Raw genomic sequence first — 16,792 nt, forward strand, 5'->3', positions numbered from 1 at the left:
TACTGAAGTGTTTTGAAGAAGGGCAAAATGGAGTACCTGAATTATATTTCGATTTAATTTTCTAGTATAATAAGGCAGAAAAAAATGTAGGTAAACTTTTAACTAGTAGTAAGTAAATCTGTTTAGCAATAAAGCTTTTCATAAGCTTCATTTTTTTAAGCATAAGATTCAAAAAATCCAATTTTTTACATCGATTTGAATTGATTTCTCTTCGTAATCACTTATTTTCAGATAAATAAGTGATTAATTAGAATTGTAATATTTTTAGTAGACATGCAAGTTTTACCAGATTCATTTTTCCTTCTTTTTACTAATGAGATAAAATCCACGCCTGTCAATTTAAGATATTATGGGAAGTTTTTCATTGCCATTCAAAATCCTACTTGAGGGTAAGTATTTAATGTTTAAGGTCGCCTTTTTCTCTCCAATAAATTTTTACATAGATGAAGAATTCAATGATAAGCTCAAAGGTTAGTACGATTAAGATTTTTATTCTGTCACTTTTTGTTCTGTTGACTTTTCAGATAAAAGCTCAGGAAATTCAACTAGAAACAATTTCTATCTCCAATGGGCTCGCTTCGCCTCAAGTCATGGATGTGATGCAAGACAGCTATGGTTTGATTTGGTTGGCAACAGGTAACGGGATTCAGCGCTATGATGGCTACACTTGGAAGACTTTTCGGAATACCATAGGTAATCCCAACTCCCTTCAAAACAATGTCACTTTTGACATCGAGGAGGATAAAAATCATGATTTGTGGATTTCCAGTGATATGGGTATAACAAAATATGATCGATCAACAAATACCTTTATCAATTATAATTTTGTTGAACTTTTTGATTTAGCAATGGGATCTGGAAGAGTATTCAATATACTTGAAGATTCTCAAGGAAGGATTTGGGCCGCGACTTTAGCCAAAGAAATCGTGCAATATGATCCAGTGAATGACACTTGGGTTCTGGCACCTTATGAGGTCGAGGGCTCAAAAAATGAGAGAAGTGGAGTCAGCTTACCGATATTAGAAGATAAAGAAGGCGGAATCTGGGCGGGATCTACTACCTACGGATTAATGCATTTTCCTAAAGGGGGAGCAGGGTTTAAACCTATAGAATTTGGCCAATTTGTTGACTTTAACTCTACAATAAATGGCATTTCTGATCTATTTTTTGATAAAGACGGGATTCTTTGGATTACCAGCAGACTAGAGATTCATAAGTATAACCTAGCCACTAAGGAGCTAAGAATGCTCACGCAGTATGATTATTCACTAGAGGATGTGTATAGCTATCTTAATTCCATCAAAGAGGATCGGGATGGCAATATTTGGATTTTGAATAATTTCAGAGGGGTATTGAAGTTTGAAGGGAATACTGATTCATTTCAGGAGGTAATCGTTCCAGGTAATAGAAAAGTAAATTCAGGTGGCTGGACTAATCGCTTTACCCACATGCTCATTGATTCGAGTGGGATTATTTGGTTTGGTTCACTAACTAATGGATTGTTTAAATACGACCCTATTAACAAACCTTTCAAGTTTTACGGCAATAAAGCTGAGGATCCAAAGTCAATTAGTCCAGGAGGTGTTTATGGACTATTTGCTTCTACCATCAACCCTGGTAAAGTATTCATAGGAACCCGCGGGTATGGGATTAATATTTTTGATGATTCCGATAAATCAATCACAAAAGTGAATTTTTCCTCCGATAAGGATATGTTCGGAGGTTCTGCCCGGTCTATATATGAGCAAAAAGATGGTACCATTTGGGTGGGGACTTGGGGGGATGGCTTGATAAAAATGGATAAAGATTACAATGAAATCAAGCGCTTCAAGAATGATCCCGAGGATAAAAACAGCCTTATAAATAATCAAGTCCGAGTGATTAAAGAAGACCGAACTGGCAAACTCTGGATTGGTACGAATGGGGGCTTAGATGTTTTTGACCCAAAAACAGAAACATATAAGGAAATGGTAAGTCAGTATGCCAAAACTTATTCTGAAGAGATTATCAATAAGGTGAAAGATTGGCTTGAAAATGATGAAGCCTTGGCCATAATAGATAAGGTCACTGACAATAAAGAGCTCACCCAAGAAGTAGAAATCACAGAAAAGGCTACCTATTTCTTAGTGACAGTTGGCGAAGGTGATCTTGGCAGTATGGCTGATTTTGGTTGGCTGAAGAATCCTTCTGGTGAGACTATCGCCGGTATGGAATCATTTGGAGAAAGTTTCTTCGCCGGAGGCACTCCAAAGAATCGAATGCAAATCACCCAACTTGAACTTTCTCCCGGAACCTATTCCCTGCGATATTCTTCCGATGATAGCCATCACTACAATAGTTGGAATGCCCCAGAACCTGAGTTTCTTCCACTGTATGGAGTTGCGCTTTTCAAGCAGGAAAACCAAGCGGAAAGCCAGGCAAAAGTGGTAAATATCAATGAACAAAATGCTGAAATAGTCATTCAGGATCCTAATATCTCCGATATTGAAATAGGTAAGAAATACATCTGGATAGCAAGTTTAAATGCTGGTTTAACCCAAATAGATCCTGAGACAAATGCAGTCAAATACTACACCAGTGATCCGCTTGACCCTACTACGTTAAGCAGCATACAAGTCAATGATGTATTTGAAGATGAAAATGGACTAGTCTGGATGGCTACCTATGGAGGTATCAATATCCTGGATCCCAATACTGGCGAAATCACCAAATACACAGAAGAAGATGGCTTGCCTACCAACTTTTTGGAAACTATCCTTCCAGGCGAAAACGGTGAAATGTGGCTCTCTTCCAAGAATGGTCTGATCCAAATGATCCGAAATGAATCTCTGAATAAAGTAACCTTTATCAATTACAATGAAGACGATGGAATCGGTGGTGATGTATTCCTGTCACTAGCTTCTGACAAAACCCCGAATGGTGATTTTTATTTTGGTGGTGATCATGGCCTAACCACATTTTCTACCATCGCATCAAACAAAGTTCCACCATCTGTAATCATCTCGAATCTTTCGATTTCCAATCGCTCAGTGTATGATATGAGAGAAGATTCTCCACTGGATGAAGACCTTCTTTCCACTAAAGCCATCACACTCAGATACGATCAGAATGATCTCAGCTTCGAATTTGCTGCACTTCACTATGCCAATCCTTCCAAAAATCAATACGCTCACATGATGGAAGGGCTGGATGAAGATTGGATATATGATAATCGAAACTTTGCTTCCTATACTAATCTCGAACCTGGTACCTACACCTTCAAAGTCATAGCTTCTAATGCCTATGGAGTTTGGAACGAAGAGGGCACTTCTCTTCTGGTTACAATTCTTCCTCCATGGTGGAAAACCTGGTGGGCTTATACACTTTACCTAATAGCACTTGTGCTAGTAATTTTTATGGCTTACTCCGAATTGAAAAGAAGAATTCGAGTGATGGAGCGATCTCAAAGTTTGGAGCGGGAAGTAGCACAATCCAAAGAAATCGAGAAAGCCTACACCAAATTAAAAGCTACCCAATCGCAGCTGATCCAATCCGAAAAGATGGCATCACTGGGAGAGCTTACCGCAGGAATTGCCCATGAGATTCAGAACCCTCTGAATTTTGTGAATAACTTCTCCGAAGTCAGCGTCGAATTGATCGATGAGATGCAGGAGGAATTGGCTCAGGGAAACACCCAGCTAGCAATAGAGATATCCAACGACCTGAAAGAAAACCTTACGAAGATCAACCATCATGGGAAGCGAGCTGACTCTATAGTAAAGGGAATGCTGGAGCATAGCCGCGTAAATACACGTGATGTACAACCTACCAATCTCAATGCACTTGCTGATGAATTTCTACGACTGAGCTATCACGGCTTGCGTGCAAAAGATAAAAGTTTTAATGCTGATTTCTCAACAGAATTAGCGCCTACCCTTCCTAAGGTGGATGTGGTAAGTCAGGATATAGGTAGAGTAATTCTGAACCTAATTAATAACGCCTTCTACGCTGTGGATAGTAAGTCCAAAGACCTCAAAAACAAGGATGGCGATCTGGGAGATTACAAACCAAAAGTAATCGTACGGTCAAGATTAGTAGACCTAGCAGGGAATACAGGTGGGGTAGAAATAGCCGTAGAAGATAATGGCGGAGGAATCCCCAAAGCCATTAAAGACAAGATTTTCCAACCTTTCTTTACCACCAAACCTACTGGTAGCGGCACCGGGCTTGGACTATCTCTGAGCTACGATATCATCAAGGCTCACGGCGGAGATCTGAGAGTGAAAAGCATAGAAGGAGAAGGCACAGAAATGATCATCTTTTTACCGATCAAAGATAGATTCGCATGAAAATCACTGAAGCATTAAAAGCAGAGCTAGCCCAATGGCTTGATACCTACTGGAAGACCTATATAAAAGGCGATTTTAACCTCTGGTCTACTTTTATAGCAGAGGATTACTATAATATCGGGGGCACCAAAGAAGAGATCTGGCATAGCAAACAGGAAATTCTGGATTACAGTCACGCTATCTTTGGTCAGATGGTCGGTCAAGCGGAGATCCGAAATAGAGAAATAGAAGTACTTCCCTATGGTGACTATGTGATGGTCAATGAATTCACTGATCTCTATGTGAAAATAGAAGGAGAATGGACCTACTACGGCCCTTTTCGAATGTCCTCCCTTTTGTCAAAAACGGATACTGGCTGGATTGCTTTACATCAGCACGGGTCTTATCCGGATATGAAGGCCACTGAAGGAGAAGCTTTTGCTGCAGATGCACTCAAAGCAGAAAATAAACGTCTCCAAGAGGCAGTGGATCAGCGGACCTCTGAACTTACTGTCAAAAACCGTGAACTGGAGATAGAAGCCTCACTGGAAAAAGTAAGGAGCCGATCACTCGCTATGCAAAAAAGTGAGGAATTGGCTGAGGCGTCTGTATTACTAGAAGCAGAAATCAGAAAACTAGGTATAGAGAATTGGGGCTGCGCTTTTCATATATACGATGAGAAAACTACCAGTGAGAAACCTTGGGATTTAGAATGGTTCACTTCTATGGGAGGTTTACTCCCTTTCTACAAAACTCCCAGAGAAAAAGTTTTCCTCAAATACTATGAGGAAAGTAAAAAAGGGAACCCCCTATTTATTCAGGATTTCGGCCCGGATGTCATCAAAGAACACTATGACTACCTCAAAACCATACCGGTACTCGGGGATGCTTTAACGGAATTATATAACTCTGGAGTCCCACTTCCCGAAAGGCAGATTGACCACATCGCATTTTTCAACCATGGTCATTTGCTATTTATTACTTACAAGCCAGTACCTGAAGCGCACGCTATTTTTATACGCTTCGCCAACGTTTTTAATCAGGCATATACTAGATTTTTGGATTTGCAGAAAGCCGAAGCGCAAGCCAGAGAAGCTGAAATCGAATTAGCTCTGGAAAGAGTTAGATCTCGGTCCTTGGCTATGCATGCTACCTCAGAATTGCAAGATGTAATCCATACCGTACATCAGGAATTAATTAAGTTGGAAATTGGCATTTTCGGCGGATCATTTATTGCCATAAACAGTGAAATTGAAGATGAGCTTCATTGCTGGGGAGCCGGTGGAACAGCCGATACTTCAGACGAGGTTCATATACCTTATTTTGATAAGCCTTTTTACACGAATTTGGTCAAGGGGCTAAAAGGCGGACCAGCCTTTTTTACTGAAGAGTTTACGCAAGAGGAGAAAAAGGAATTCTTTACTTTTTTGTTTACAAAAGAGCCATGGTCTAATCTGAAGGCCAATGAAAAAAAAGAAATTCTCTCAAGTCCTGGGGGCTATACCAGATCTTGTTCTGTGTCATTGCATACCAGTATTTTTATCATCAATCAGCTGGGTAATAAGTTCTCAGAAGAAGAAAATGATATTCTTAAACGCTTCGGAAAAGTCTTCGAACAGTCCTACACCCGCTTCCTAGATCTTCAAAAAGCAGAAGCACAAGCAAGAGAAGCACAGATAGAAGTTGCAATTGAACGTGTGAGAGCACAGTCCATGGCTATGCATCATCCTGATGACCTCGACAAGGTAAATAAAGAAATACTCTCTCAACTTAAATGGCTTCAGATTCAAGGCCTCACTGGTGTTACTTTTTATCTGATCGATGAGAAAGGATGGGTAAAAGCCTGGGATTTTTCAAGTCCTGGAAATACTGCAGACCAAAGTAGTTATACGCTACAATTCGACTCCAACAAGCATGAAATGCTTGGATTTCCATTTAAAACGCTACTTCAAACTGACCTGGATTACTTCGTCGCCGATTACCCTCTTGAAAAACTCGAGAAGGCTGTTTACGAGTTTGACGAAATTGACCCGGCTATTGCCAAAATTGTTCGTGAAGCTTTATCAACTGGGATGTTAACCCATCAATGGACAGCTTGCTGTAGAATATCCAATGGATTACTGGGTATCGATCTAGTCAGTCCACCTAGCGAAGACACCAAAACCATCGTATTGAAAATGGCTGGTGCATTCAATCAGGCTTACACCCGATTCCTAGATCTTCAAAAATCAGAAGCACAAGCAAGAGAAGCGGAAATAGAATTAGCCTTAGAAAGAGTTAGAGCAAGGGCCATGGCCATGCATAGAAGTTCCGAATTGCTGGAAGTTGCAACGGTTTTATTCCAGCAGGTAAAAGCATTAGGCGTTCCTCAATGGAATTGCGGTTTCAACATCTGGGAAAAAGGCGATACCGAATTGACCTATTATCCGGGAAGCCCAGATGGCATTATATTCCCTTCTCCATGCAAAATCTCTTTAGTAGAACATCCCATTTTTCGAAAATTTGACGAATCTAGAAATCGAGGGGAAGAGCTTCTCATTTATGAAAAAGAAGGTGAAATACAAGCAGATCATTACGCTTACATGCTTTCACTTCCCAGTGTTGGCGATTTATTACAAAGCATGCTGGACGCTGGTTTCGAATTACCAACTTTTCAAATAGACCACATTGCCAATTTTGCCTACGGTAATTTAATTTTCATCACCTATCAGCATTATCCTGAAATGCATGAGGTTTTCAAACGCTTTGCAAAAGTTTTTGAACAAACCTATACCCGCTTCTTAGATCTTCAAAAGGCAGAAGCCCAAGCTCGAGAGGCGCAGATAGAAGCCGCTTTGGAGCGAATACGTTCACGATCCTTGGCGATGTATAAAACAGATGAATTACAGGAAGTGGTAAGGGTAGTTGCCGAAGAGTTGAAGAACACAGGTGTAATCCTTGACACATGGGGCGCTGTAATTTGTACCTACTTTCAGGATTCTAAAGATGTGTTGCATTGGACAGCAAGCGAAAATCCAGCTAACCCTTCTACAGCTTTTTTATTGCCCTATTTCAAAGATGAATTATACGATGAAGCTTGGGCCTCGAAAAACCGGGGAGATAGTTATTTTTCGAAAGTGTTTTCATTTGATGTGAAAAACGCCTTTTTCAAACATGCCTTTGAGCATTCCGATTACCGGCAACTGCCCGATGATTACAAAAAACTCATTTTAGAGAGTGAAAGCCATGGTATTGCCTGGGCCTGGTCTAAAAACTCTGCTATTATGATTCCTTCCATTCAAGGTGATTTGCCATCCGAAGGTGAAAAGGAAATTCTGATTCGTTTTGTCAAAGTTTTTGAACAGTCCTTTATCCGATTCCTTGATCTCCAAAAAGCAGAAGCACAGGCAAGGGAAGCACAAATTGAAGCAGCCTTGGAACGAGTGAGGAGCAGGACTATGGGCATGCAGCATAGTAGTGAATTGACTAGTGCGGCCACCTTATTATTTCAACAGATACAAACCTTAGGTGTGCCACCCTGGAGTTGTGGGTTTAATATTTGGGAGCAAGGCGATTCAGTTTTTACCTCTTACATGGGTGGTGGTTCTGAAAACTTTTTGCTGGAAGGATTTAAAATTCCACTTACTGAAGAAGCTGCATTTATCCACTTTCAGGAGTCGAGAGACAGGGGGGATAAGCTATTTGTTGATGTTTTAGAAGGAGAAGCCTTGGAAGCACACTACCGGTATTTTTTCACACTTCCCGGAATTAAAGAAGTTTTCGAAAACGCAGCACAGGAGGGGCTCCCACTACCAACATTTCAGATCAACCATCTTGCAAATTTTAAGCATGGCAACCTCATGTTTATCACCTATGAACCATGTCCTGAAGCACATGATATATTCATCCGTTTCGCAAATGTATTCGAACAGACCTACACCCGTTTCCTTGATCTCCAAAAATCAGAAGACCAGGCAAGGGAAGCGCAGATTGAGGCTGCTTTGGAAAGAGTCCGAAGCAGAACCATGGCCATGCAGAACAGTTCTGAATTAGCTGAGACATCCATCGAGATGTTTAAACAAATGCAAGCTTTGGGTATGCGTCCTTGGGCCTGCGGATTTAATATTTTTGAGAAAGATGAAAAAGCTATAACCCAATGGATGGCCGCAGCTGATGGTGGTCTATTAACTCCATTTACCACACCACTCACAGAAGATCCATTCTTTATAAGAATCTCCGAGGCAAGGCAGCGTGGCGAAGAGTTGTTTGTGATGGAGTCAGGCGGACAGGAACTCGAGGAGACCTACAAGTATATGTTTAGTCTTCCCGGCTCCCAAAAAGCATTGGCAGGTATTATAGCTGCCGGATTTGAAATGCCAAAATTTCAAATTTCGCACTGTGCTTTTTTCTCACAAGGTTACCTGTTGTTCATTACTTATGAGCCTTACCCTGAAGCTTATGATGTTTTCAAACGCTTCGCAAAGGTATTCGAACAGACTTATACTCGTTTTCTCGACCTTCAAAAAGCAGAAGCACAAGCAAGAGAAGCACGTATCGAGTCTTCCTTGGAAAGAGTCCGAGCCCAAACCATGGCTATGCACAACAGTGAGGATGTTGGGAAGTGTATCGTGATGATGTTTGAGGAACTTACCGCCTTAGGGGTGAATGAAAAAACCCGCTTTGGGATTGGGATTCTAAACCATGATAACGAGAACAATCAGCTTTGGACTGCCTCCAAAAATGGCGAGGAATTCAAACTGCACATAGGACACTTGGAAATGTCTTGGCATCCTTTGTTGAAAAGTGCACGGAAGGCTTGGAAGGAGCAGGTCTCGCTCCACACGTATGTATTGGAGGGAGAGGACTTGCTCAATTACTACCAAATGCTCAACCAGGCACCAGACTATAAAATCCAAATACCTATAGAAAAACTGCCAGAAAGAGAGTTCCACTATGGTTTTGTCTTCGAGCATGGGTTTTTCTATGCCTTCAGTCCCAGTGAATATCCTGCTGATCTAATCCAAATTATACATCGTTTCAGTTCTCTTTTTGGTCAAACCTACCGTCGTTACCTAGATCTGAAAAAAGCAGAAGCTCAAGCAAGAGAAGCACAGATTGAGTCTTCCTTAGAAAGAGTCAGGTCAAGAACCTTAGCGATGCAGAGTTCAAATGAGCTGGCCGAAACAGCTGCGGTCCTTTTTGCACAACTCATAGCGCTAGGAGTGGATCACGAGCGAATCAATATTGGAATTGTCTCCGAAGAAAATCAAAATGTGGAGTTTTGGTCTACTGAACAAGGCGGAAACATCATCAAAACCCGCTTTGAAGCTAGCATCCATGAGCCAACAGTCATCAACAAACTTTATCTGGCTTGGAAGCAAGAAAAAGAAACTTTGACAGTTGATCTGAAAGGACAGGAGCTTCAGAGTTGGGTCAGCTATTGCGAAAATGAAATAGGAATTCCATTTGATAAAAACCTGCTTCAAGATCAGCGAGTGCAGTCAGCAGCATTCTTTTCCAAAGGGATGTTGATGTTAACAACCCCTACGCTTCCTCCTGCCACTACTATTGCACTTTTGGCCCGTTTTGCCTCGGTTTTCAACCTTACTTTCACGCGTTTTAATGATCTGAAAATCGCCGAAGCAAATGCCCGCAGAGCAGAAAAGGATTTGATACTATTGAAGGAAGCAAAGGTAAAAGCGGAGTTAGCACTTAACGAACTCAAATCCACCCAAGCTCAACTCATCCAATCCGAGAAGATGGCTTCGCTTGGAGAGCTTACTGCCGGCATTGCACATGAGATTCAGAACCCTTTGAATTTTGTGAATAACTTTTCCGAAGTCAGCAGTGAAATGTTTGACGAGTTGATGGAGGAAATTGAAAAGGGTGATATGGAAGAAGTGAAAGCGCTCTCTGTTGATATCAAAGAAAATCTGATCAAAATCAATCATCATGGCAAGCGAGCAGACTCCATCGTCAAAGGAATGCTGGAGCATAGCCGATCAAGTTCTGGTGAAAAAACCCTGACGGATATCAATGCCCTAGCAGATGAATTCTTACGGCTTTCCTACCATGGTATTCGCGCCAAAGACAAAAGCTTCAACTCAGACTTTAAGCTGGAACTAGACCCTTTGGTTCCTAAGATAAATATCATTGGGAAGGACATCGGCAGAGTCATTCTCAACCTGGTCAATAATGCTTTTTACGCTGTTCACGAAAAAGCCAAATCTACCCCCCAACACACTAAAGGGGGAGAAGGCTTTGAACCTACAGTAATCGTCAAAACGAAGGCGATCAAGTCCCCTTCAGGGGATTTAGGGGTAGAACTTTCTGTAAAAGACAATGGAAATGGAATCCCAGACTCGGTGAAAGATAAAATCTTCCAACCATTCTTTACTACCAAACCAACTGGCTCAGGAACAGGCTTAGGATTGTCTTTGAGCTATGATATCGTAAAGGCGCATGGAGGAGAGTTGAAAGTGGAAAGCGATTTTAGTTCTGGTACAGTTTTCAGCATCATCTTAACAACAGGAAAGTGAAATGGTAAAAAAGCATTTAGTTGGGTATATCGGAATATTGGGCAGTATGATTCTTGCATCTTGTGCACAGGAGCAAGAGCATACAACAGACACCTCTTTGACGGAGGTGACAGGTTTAGTGGTGAGCGATACATTCCCCGCCCCGGTAGTTACCTACTTGTCTGATTTTGAGCCTCCAACTGTAATCAAAGCTGCAGCGCCTATTTATGACTCACTCTCTACTTCATTTGGCGAGGGAATTCCTGATATCACACGCTATACCACACTGGATGGCCTACCCCAAAGTATCACCTATCGTGTATTACAAGGATCCGATGGCACGATGTGGTTTCTGTCCGTTGAAAACCTCAGCAAATTCGATGGGACTAGCTTTACCACGTATAACCGGGCAAACGGGCTTCTTGAAGATTCTTATGCAAATGAATTTTTACTGGATAGTCAGGGCAAGATCTGGATTAGCAATGATGGTATTACGGTTTTTGATGGTAGGTCTTTTACTACTTACACCACGGATGCAGAAGGAAACGAACTAGGAGGAGTAGGATCAATTATTGAGGATAATGCTGGCTCCATATGGATGGGCTCTGCAGAAAACGGTTTATTTCGTTATGAAAATAACCAGATCACTCGATTTACTACCGATGACGGATTAAAAAGTAATCAGATCGAAGGTCTTTTAGTGGATAAAGAGGGGCTTTTGCTCATTACCACCAGTGAGGGAATTTCTCAGTATGACGGGACAAGCATTACTTCCTATGAAGCTATACCTGAACAAAATGAGGAAGTTAGCAACCATCTCCTTTTTACAGATTCTAAAGATAATATTTGGTTCCATTCCCATACGGAATCTGCTAAAATCGGCAAATATGATGGCTCCGATATCACTTTTTATACAATTAAAGAATTGGATAAAGATGTAAACATTACGGATGTCATAGAAGATGAACAAGGTTATATCTGGTTCTCATCTTCTAATGGCATTACCTACTTTGATGGTTCTAAATTCTTTCATTACTCCAAAGCAAACCTGGGTATAAGTAATACTTCTACCGTAAACTCCATTGCCTTTGACCGGGAAGGAAGTTTATGGGCCGTTGTCCCAAGAGAAGGAGTATTCAAAATAAATCGCAATTTAAGTTTTCCTGAAATACCAGATGGAGGCACGGCTTTTAACGTAATTCCTGATCCATTAGGAGTTATTTGGATTCAAACTTCAAAAGGGTTTGGTCAATATCTTGAAAACCGGATAGCTTTTTACGGTCATGAATTACTTGAAAATGAAAATTATAGCGCTATTCAAAATCCTGTATTTGATCGGAATGGCCTCCTTTGGTTTACTCTAATAGACAAACGCATTGAGGGAAGGAAGTTGGTTAGCTTTGATGGCAGCCATTATACCTTTTATGGGCCGGAACAGGGATTGAAACTAGATCTTTCATCCAGGATTCATGGTATTAATAATAACACGCAGCTTTTGATTACTTCTGGAAATTCAACAATTGAGTTTGATGGAGAAAAAATAACACGACAGGACTTTCTACCAGATTTTATTCTTCGTGCTTTTTTAGTAGATACCAAGGGTAACCGCTGGTATGGAACGGGAGATGAAGGACTCTATAAATATGATGGAGAACAATTTTTTAAATTAAGCACAAAAACAGGATTGGTAAGTAATAAAATCAATCGATTAACAGAAGATCCTCTGGGAAATATCTGGGTAGGCATAGACTATGGTAACGCCCGAATAACGAATACTACGTTGAGTTCTTTTGATGCCCAGGATGGCTTGGCAAATTTAGTAGGAGTCATTAATCCTGACACTGTCAATAATGTACTTTGGTTTGGTACTATATCCGGTTTGGTTTCTCTCGATTTTGATCAACTCAATGATGAAAATCCGGGATTTCTACAGTATAATTATTTAACCGGTTTTTCTATAGGTCCAATTTCTGAGCCTAAACCCGACATTAAAGGTAGGGTCTGGGGTACTGCTCCGAATTTATTTCTTTTTAATTACCCGGCCTTAAGCGATATACCAGAGACTACCCCCTATATAAAAAATATCCAGATCAATAATCAGTCGGTAAGCTGGCTTAGCCTTTCCCCTTCCTGGGCTAAAACAGATAGTATGGCTACCATTAATGAAATGGGATTAAAGTTTAAAGAACGGCTTAGTGGCGAACAACTTGAAGTCCAATTTGACACCTTTGGAGAGCTTAGCTTCGACTCAGTTCCTGCTCCTGATTTTGTACCTGTCAATCTAAACCTTCCGTATACAAACAACACGATCAGCTTTGAATTTGCCAGCGTTTCGCCAACCTATGGAAAGTCGATACGATATCAATACAGGCTGGAAGGCTATGATGATCGATGGAGCCCTTTAAGCACTAAAAAAGAGGCCAACTTCGGTAACCTGCCGGAGGGCCGCTATACTTTTCAGTTAAAAGCTTTGAATACCGGCGGCAACTGGAGTGAGATCTCTTATCCTTTCACCGTACGTGCACCATGGTTCCGTACCTGGTGGGCCTATGTTAGCTATGCAATACTCTTTTCCAGTGCAATTTTTGGATTTATTAGCTGGAGAACAAAGCGCTTGAAAGATGAAAAAATCCTACTTGAAAAAGAAGTCACAAACAGAACCTCAGAGCTCAATCAATCCTTAGAAAACCTCAAATCCACTCAAGCCCAACTTATCCAATCTGAAAAGATGGCTTCACTTGGAGAACTGACCGCAGGCATCGCTCATGAGATCCAGAACCCATTGAATTTTGTAAATAATTTCTCGGATATAAATAGAGAACTGGTCGAGGAGGCTATTGAAGAATTGGATAAAGGAGCCATTACCGAGACCAGATCAATTTTAAAGGACTTGGGGGAAAATTCAGCTAAAATTACTCACCACGGCAAGCGGGCAGACGCGATTGTGAAGGGAATGCTCGAGCATAGCCGGGCAAATAAAAGTGAAAAATCGCTCACTAATCTTAATGCTTTGGCAGATGAATTTGTGCGTCTCTCCTACCACGGACTTCGAGCGAAAGACAAAAGCTTTAACGCAGACTTCAAGTTAGAGCTTGATCCAGACTTGCCTAAAGTAAATGTGGTGGCTTCGGATATTGGGCGAGTGATACTCAACCTAGTGAACAATGCATTTTACACCGTTTACGAGAAAGCGAAATCAACCCCCAAGCCCCCTGAAGGTGGAGAAGGCTATAAACCAGAAGTATCTGTCAAAACAACGATGACCAAGTCCCCTTCAGGGGATTTAGGGGTTCAAATCTCCGTCCAAGACAACGGCTCCGGCATCCCCGACTCCATCAAAGAAAAAATCTTCCAGCCTTTCTTTACCACAAAACCGACAGGTTCTGGAACTGGACTTGGCTTGTCTTTGAGCTATGATATCGTCAAGGCACATGGAGGGGAATTGAAGGTGGAAAGCCCTCCTGCTGGAGAAGAAAGTCTAAATGCCACAGGAACTATTTTTAGTATTTTTCTTCCCATTGAACCTAAAAAGGATAAATTTCTATAGGCCTGAAAAACCTACTTCTTTTACACAAGTTAGGTTACCTGTATTAAAAAATATAAGCGCCCAAATGCAATTAATAAAACACATTTTCTAGCCAGCTTATCACTAATTGTTACGGCTTAAGGTTAGATGAAATTATGGAAGAGTAGCATTCAGAAGGCATGATTAATACTATTAGAATATTACGAAATCGTTTTTTTAATAATATGACTGAATGCGAAATAGGCTGCTTTCCTATCTAATCCTTTCTTATAAAAATATCAATATTTACAATTGATATTTTTATAATTTAGATCACATTCTAAGGATTAATAAATTTATTTAATAGAATACAACTTGTTTGATTTAAAATCGAATCAACCGCTCTTTCCTAAAACTAAGTATTTCTAAGAGGCTCATTCAAAAGACTTTACTCAATCAACAGAAAATCTCAGAAGTATACATTATTTTTAAAATAGAATTTTGTAAATTAAAAAGCAGGTTTTGTTTTTGGGTACTTAAAAGGTCAGTTTTTCTCTTTTTTCTTTTAAGTGATTTTCAGAAATTGATAATTCATAAAATTATATTTTCATAAAACAAATCCTGTAGTCAGCAATAGAATAACTTTTAAGCCAAGCTAACTATTATTTTAATTTTATATTTTATTTAATCTTTTGAAAATCTACACTCTATGCCCACTCAAACTTCAGTCGGGACCTATCTAGCAACAAGGTTGCAGCAGTTAGGCGTTTCCCACATTTTTTCCGTTCCTGGAGATTATACCAGCGATCTTTTGGAAATCATTGATACCCAAACGACACTTAAACGCATCGGTAATTGTAACGAGTTAAACGCAGGATATGCAGCTGACGGATATGCCCGAGCAAATGGTCTCGGAGCAGTTGCGGTTACCACTGGGGTAGGATCATTCAGTTTACTCAATGCAATTGGAGGATCTTTTGTAGAAAATATCCCGGTGGTGGCAATCATCGGTACCCTTAGCAATACCAAGCTAATGGATGAAATCAACGCCGGAGAGCTATACCATCACAATGTCAGCACTGAGGACACCAACAGAACCGTTTACTCCCCTGTCACGGTAGCTTTTGAACGGATTTCAAATCCAATGACCGCACCTGCTCAAATCGATGCCGCAATTACAGCATGTATCAGCCAGAGTAAACCGGTAGCAATTGAAATCATGGAGGATTGCTATTACATGCCATGCGCCGATCCTCAGGGTTCCTTGCTGCCTGTACCCGAATATGAACCTCTAGCTGTACTAGAACAAATGGCTGCTGCATCGCCTCCAAATAAATATGCAACCCAGATTGTCAATGCTGTTAATAATGCAGCGAATGCAGTCTATACACAATTATGTACTGGCAAGCCAATTCTCTGGATTGGAAAGGAGATTGCAACTAAAAGGCTTCAAGCAAAATTTACCGCACTGCAACAGGCCGTTGGAGCTCCATTTTTAAGTTCTTTTTTGGGGAAAGCTGTAGTATCAGAGAACAACCCCTGGTTTTTAGGTATGTATGATGCAGTATTTACGAATGATTATACCAAACAATATCTAAACGAATCTACCTCTGTCGTGGGACTAGGCATTTGGAACACAGATCTAAATATGTTTGGATCCTCAAGCACAGAAACAGGAAATATTTCTCCGGTTTTCGCCTCCCGAAACATGGTAAAGGATGGGGAGAATTTATATGTACAGGTTTCATTAGAGCATCTTATAGATGGAGTAATGGCACTTATCCAAGCAAAAGGTTGCAACTCTACCTGGGAGCAACCCTGCCCTCCATCCCCACCTGCTTCTCCTTCTTCCAGCAGTAAAATTACCTATGATTACTTCTTCCAATTATTGAATGAAAACATAACAGAAAACAATCTTATTGTAGCTGATATTGGACTTTCTTCATTTGGAGGTTCCTCTTCTTTGAAAATAAGCAAAGCCAATAGTTTCTTAGCTCAAAACATCTGGGCATCAATCGGCTGGAGCGTTCCGGCAGGTTTGGGAGCATCTTTTACGGAAGGAATGAGACCTTTTGTGATCGTTGGAGATGGTGCATTTAAACTTACTTGCCAGGCAGTCTCTACGATGGTGATGGAGAAGTGTAATACCGTCGTCTTTGTCTTGAACAACAAAGTGTATGGAGTGGAGCAAATGCTACTGAATCCTGCACCGTATAAGACTGGGTCAACTGCTACATTTGAAGAGGCAAATATCCTTCAGGAATGGGATTACGTGAGCCTGATGAAGGGATTTTCGAATAATGCACCCAATGCAAAAAGTGCAGTAGTCAATACAGTTGGAGACCTTCAAACACTCCTATTGACAATGACCAACGATCCTACTTCTACCTATATGGTTTCTATCAACTTGGATGAGCGTGATTATCCTGCTGCTTGGAGTCTTTTTGTAAATAAATAATTTAACCTTTTTATCTATTTTTCTA

Annotated in this window: 4 protein-coding genes; all 4 read left to right on the forward strand. The window is 40.7% G+C overall.

The features are described from left to right. Positions 1-443: 443 nt before the first annotated feature. The 4 genes from ESV85_RS04020 (at position 444) to ESV85_RS04035 (ending at position 16,767) form a co-directional block, all read left to right on the forward strand. On the forward strand, positions 444-4,328 hold the full coding sequence (locus ESV85_RS04020; RefSeq protein WP_146914936.1) for a two-component regulator propeller domain-containing protein: 3,885 nt from the start codon (positions 444-446) through the stop codon (positions 4,326-4,328). Then, on the forward strand, positions 4,325-10,825 hold the full coding sequence (locus tag ESV85_RS04025) for an ATP-binding protein (RefSeq protein ID WP_146914937.1): 6,501 nt from the start codon (positions 4,325-4,327) through the stop codon (positions 10,823-10,825). Before ESV85_RS04020 ends, ESV85_RS04025 begins: the two co-directional genes overlap by 4 nt. A 1-nt stretch (position 10,826) precedes the next feature. Beyond that, positions 10,827-14,351 carry an ATP-binding protein gene (locus tag ESV85_RS04030; protein ID WP_146914938.1) on the forward strand — a complete coding sequence of 1,175 codons (3,525 nt, stop codon included), beginning with the start codon at positions 10,827-10,829 and terminating at the stop codon, positions 14,349-14,351. 667 nt (positions 14,352-15,018) lie between these two features. Next, positions 15,019-16,767, forward strand: coding sequence for a thiamine pyrophosphate-binding protein (locus tag ESV85_RS04035; RefSeq protein ID WP_146914939.1), 1,749 nt, complete (start codon positions 15,019-15,021; stop codon positions 16,765-16,767). Positions 16,768-16,792 lie beyond the last annotated feature (25 nt).

The sequence above is a fragment of the Algoriphagus aquimarinus genome (genome assembly GCF_007997215.1).
Classification (GTDB): domain Bacteria; phylum Bacteroidota; class Bacteroidia; order Cytophagales; family Cyclobacteriaceae; genus Algoriphagus; species Algoriphagus aquimarinus_A.

What these genes read in the sequence shown, in the direction of transcription:
- ESV85_RS04020 (WP_146914936.1), top strand. Translation starts at nt 444, where the DNA reads ATGAAGAATTCAATGATAAGCTCAAAGGTTAGTACGATTAAGATTTTT.
- ESV85_RS04025 (WP_146914937.1), top strand. Translation starts at nt 4,325, where the DNA reads ATGAAAATCACTGAAGCATTAAAAGCAGAGCTAGCCCAATGGCTTGAT.
- ESV85_RS04030 (WP_146914938.1), top strand. Translation starts at nt 10,827, where the DNA reads ATGGTAAAAAAGCATTTAGTTGGGTATATCGGAATATTGGGCAGTATG.
- ESV85_RS04035 (WP_146914939.1), top strand. Translation starts at nt 15,019, where the DNA reads ATGCCCACTCAAACTTCAGTCGGGACCTATCTAGCAACAAGGTTGCAG.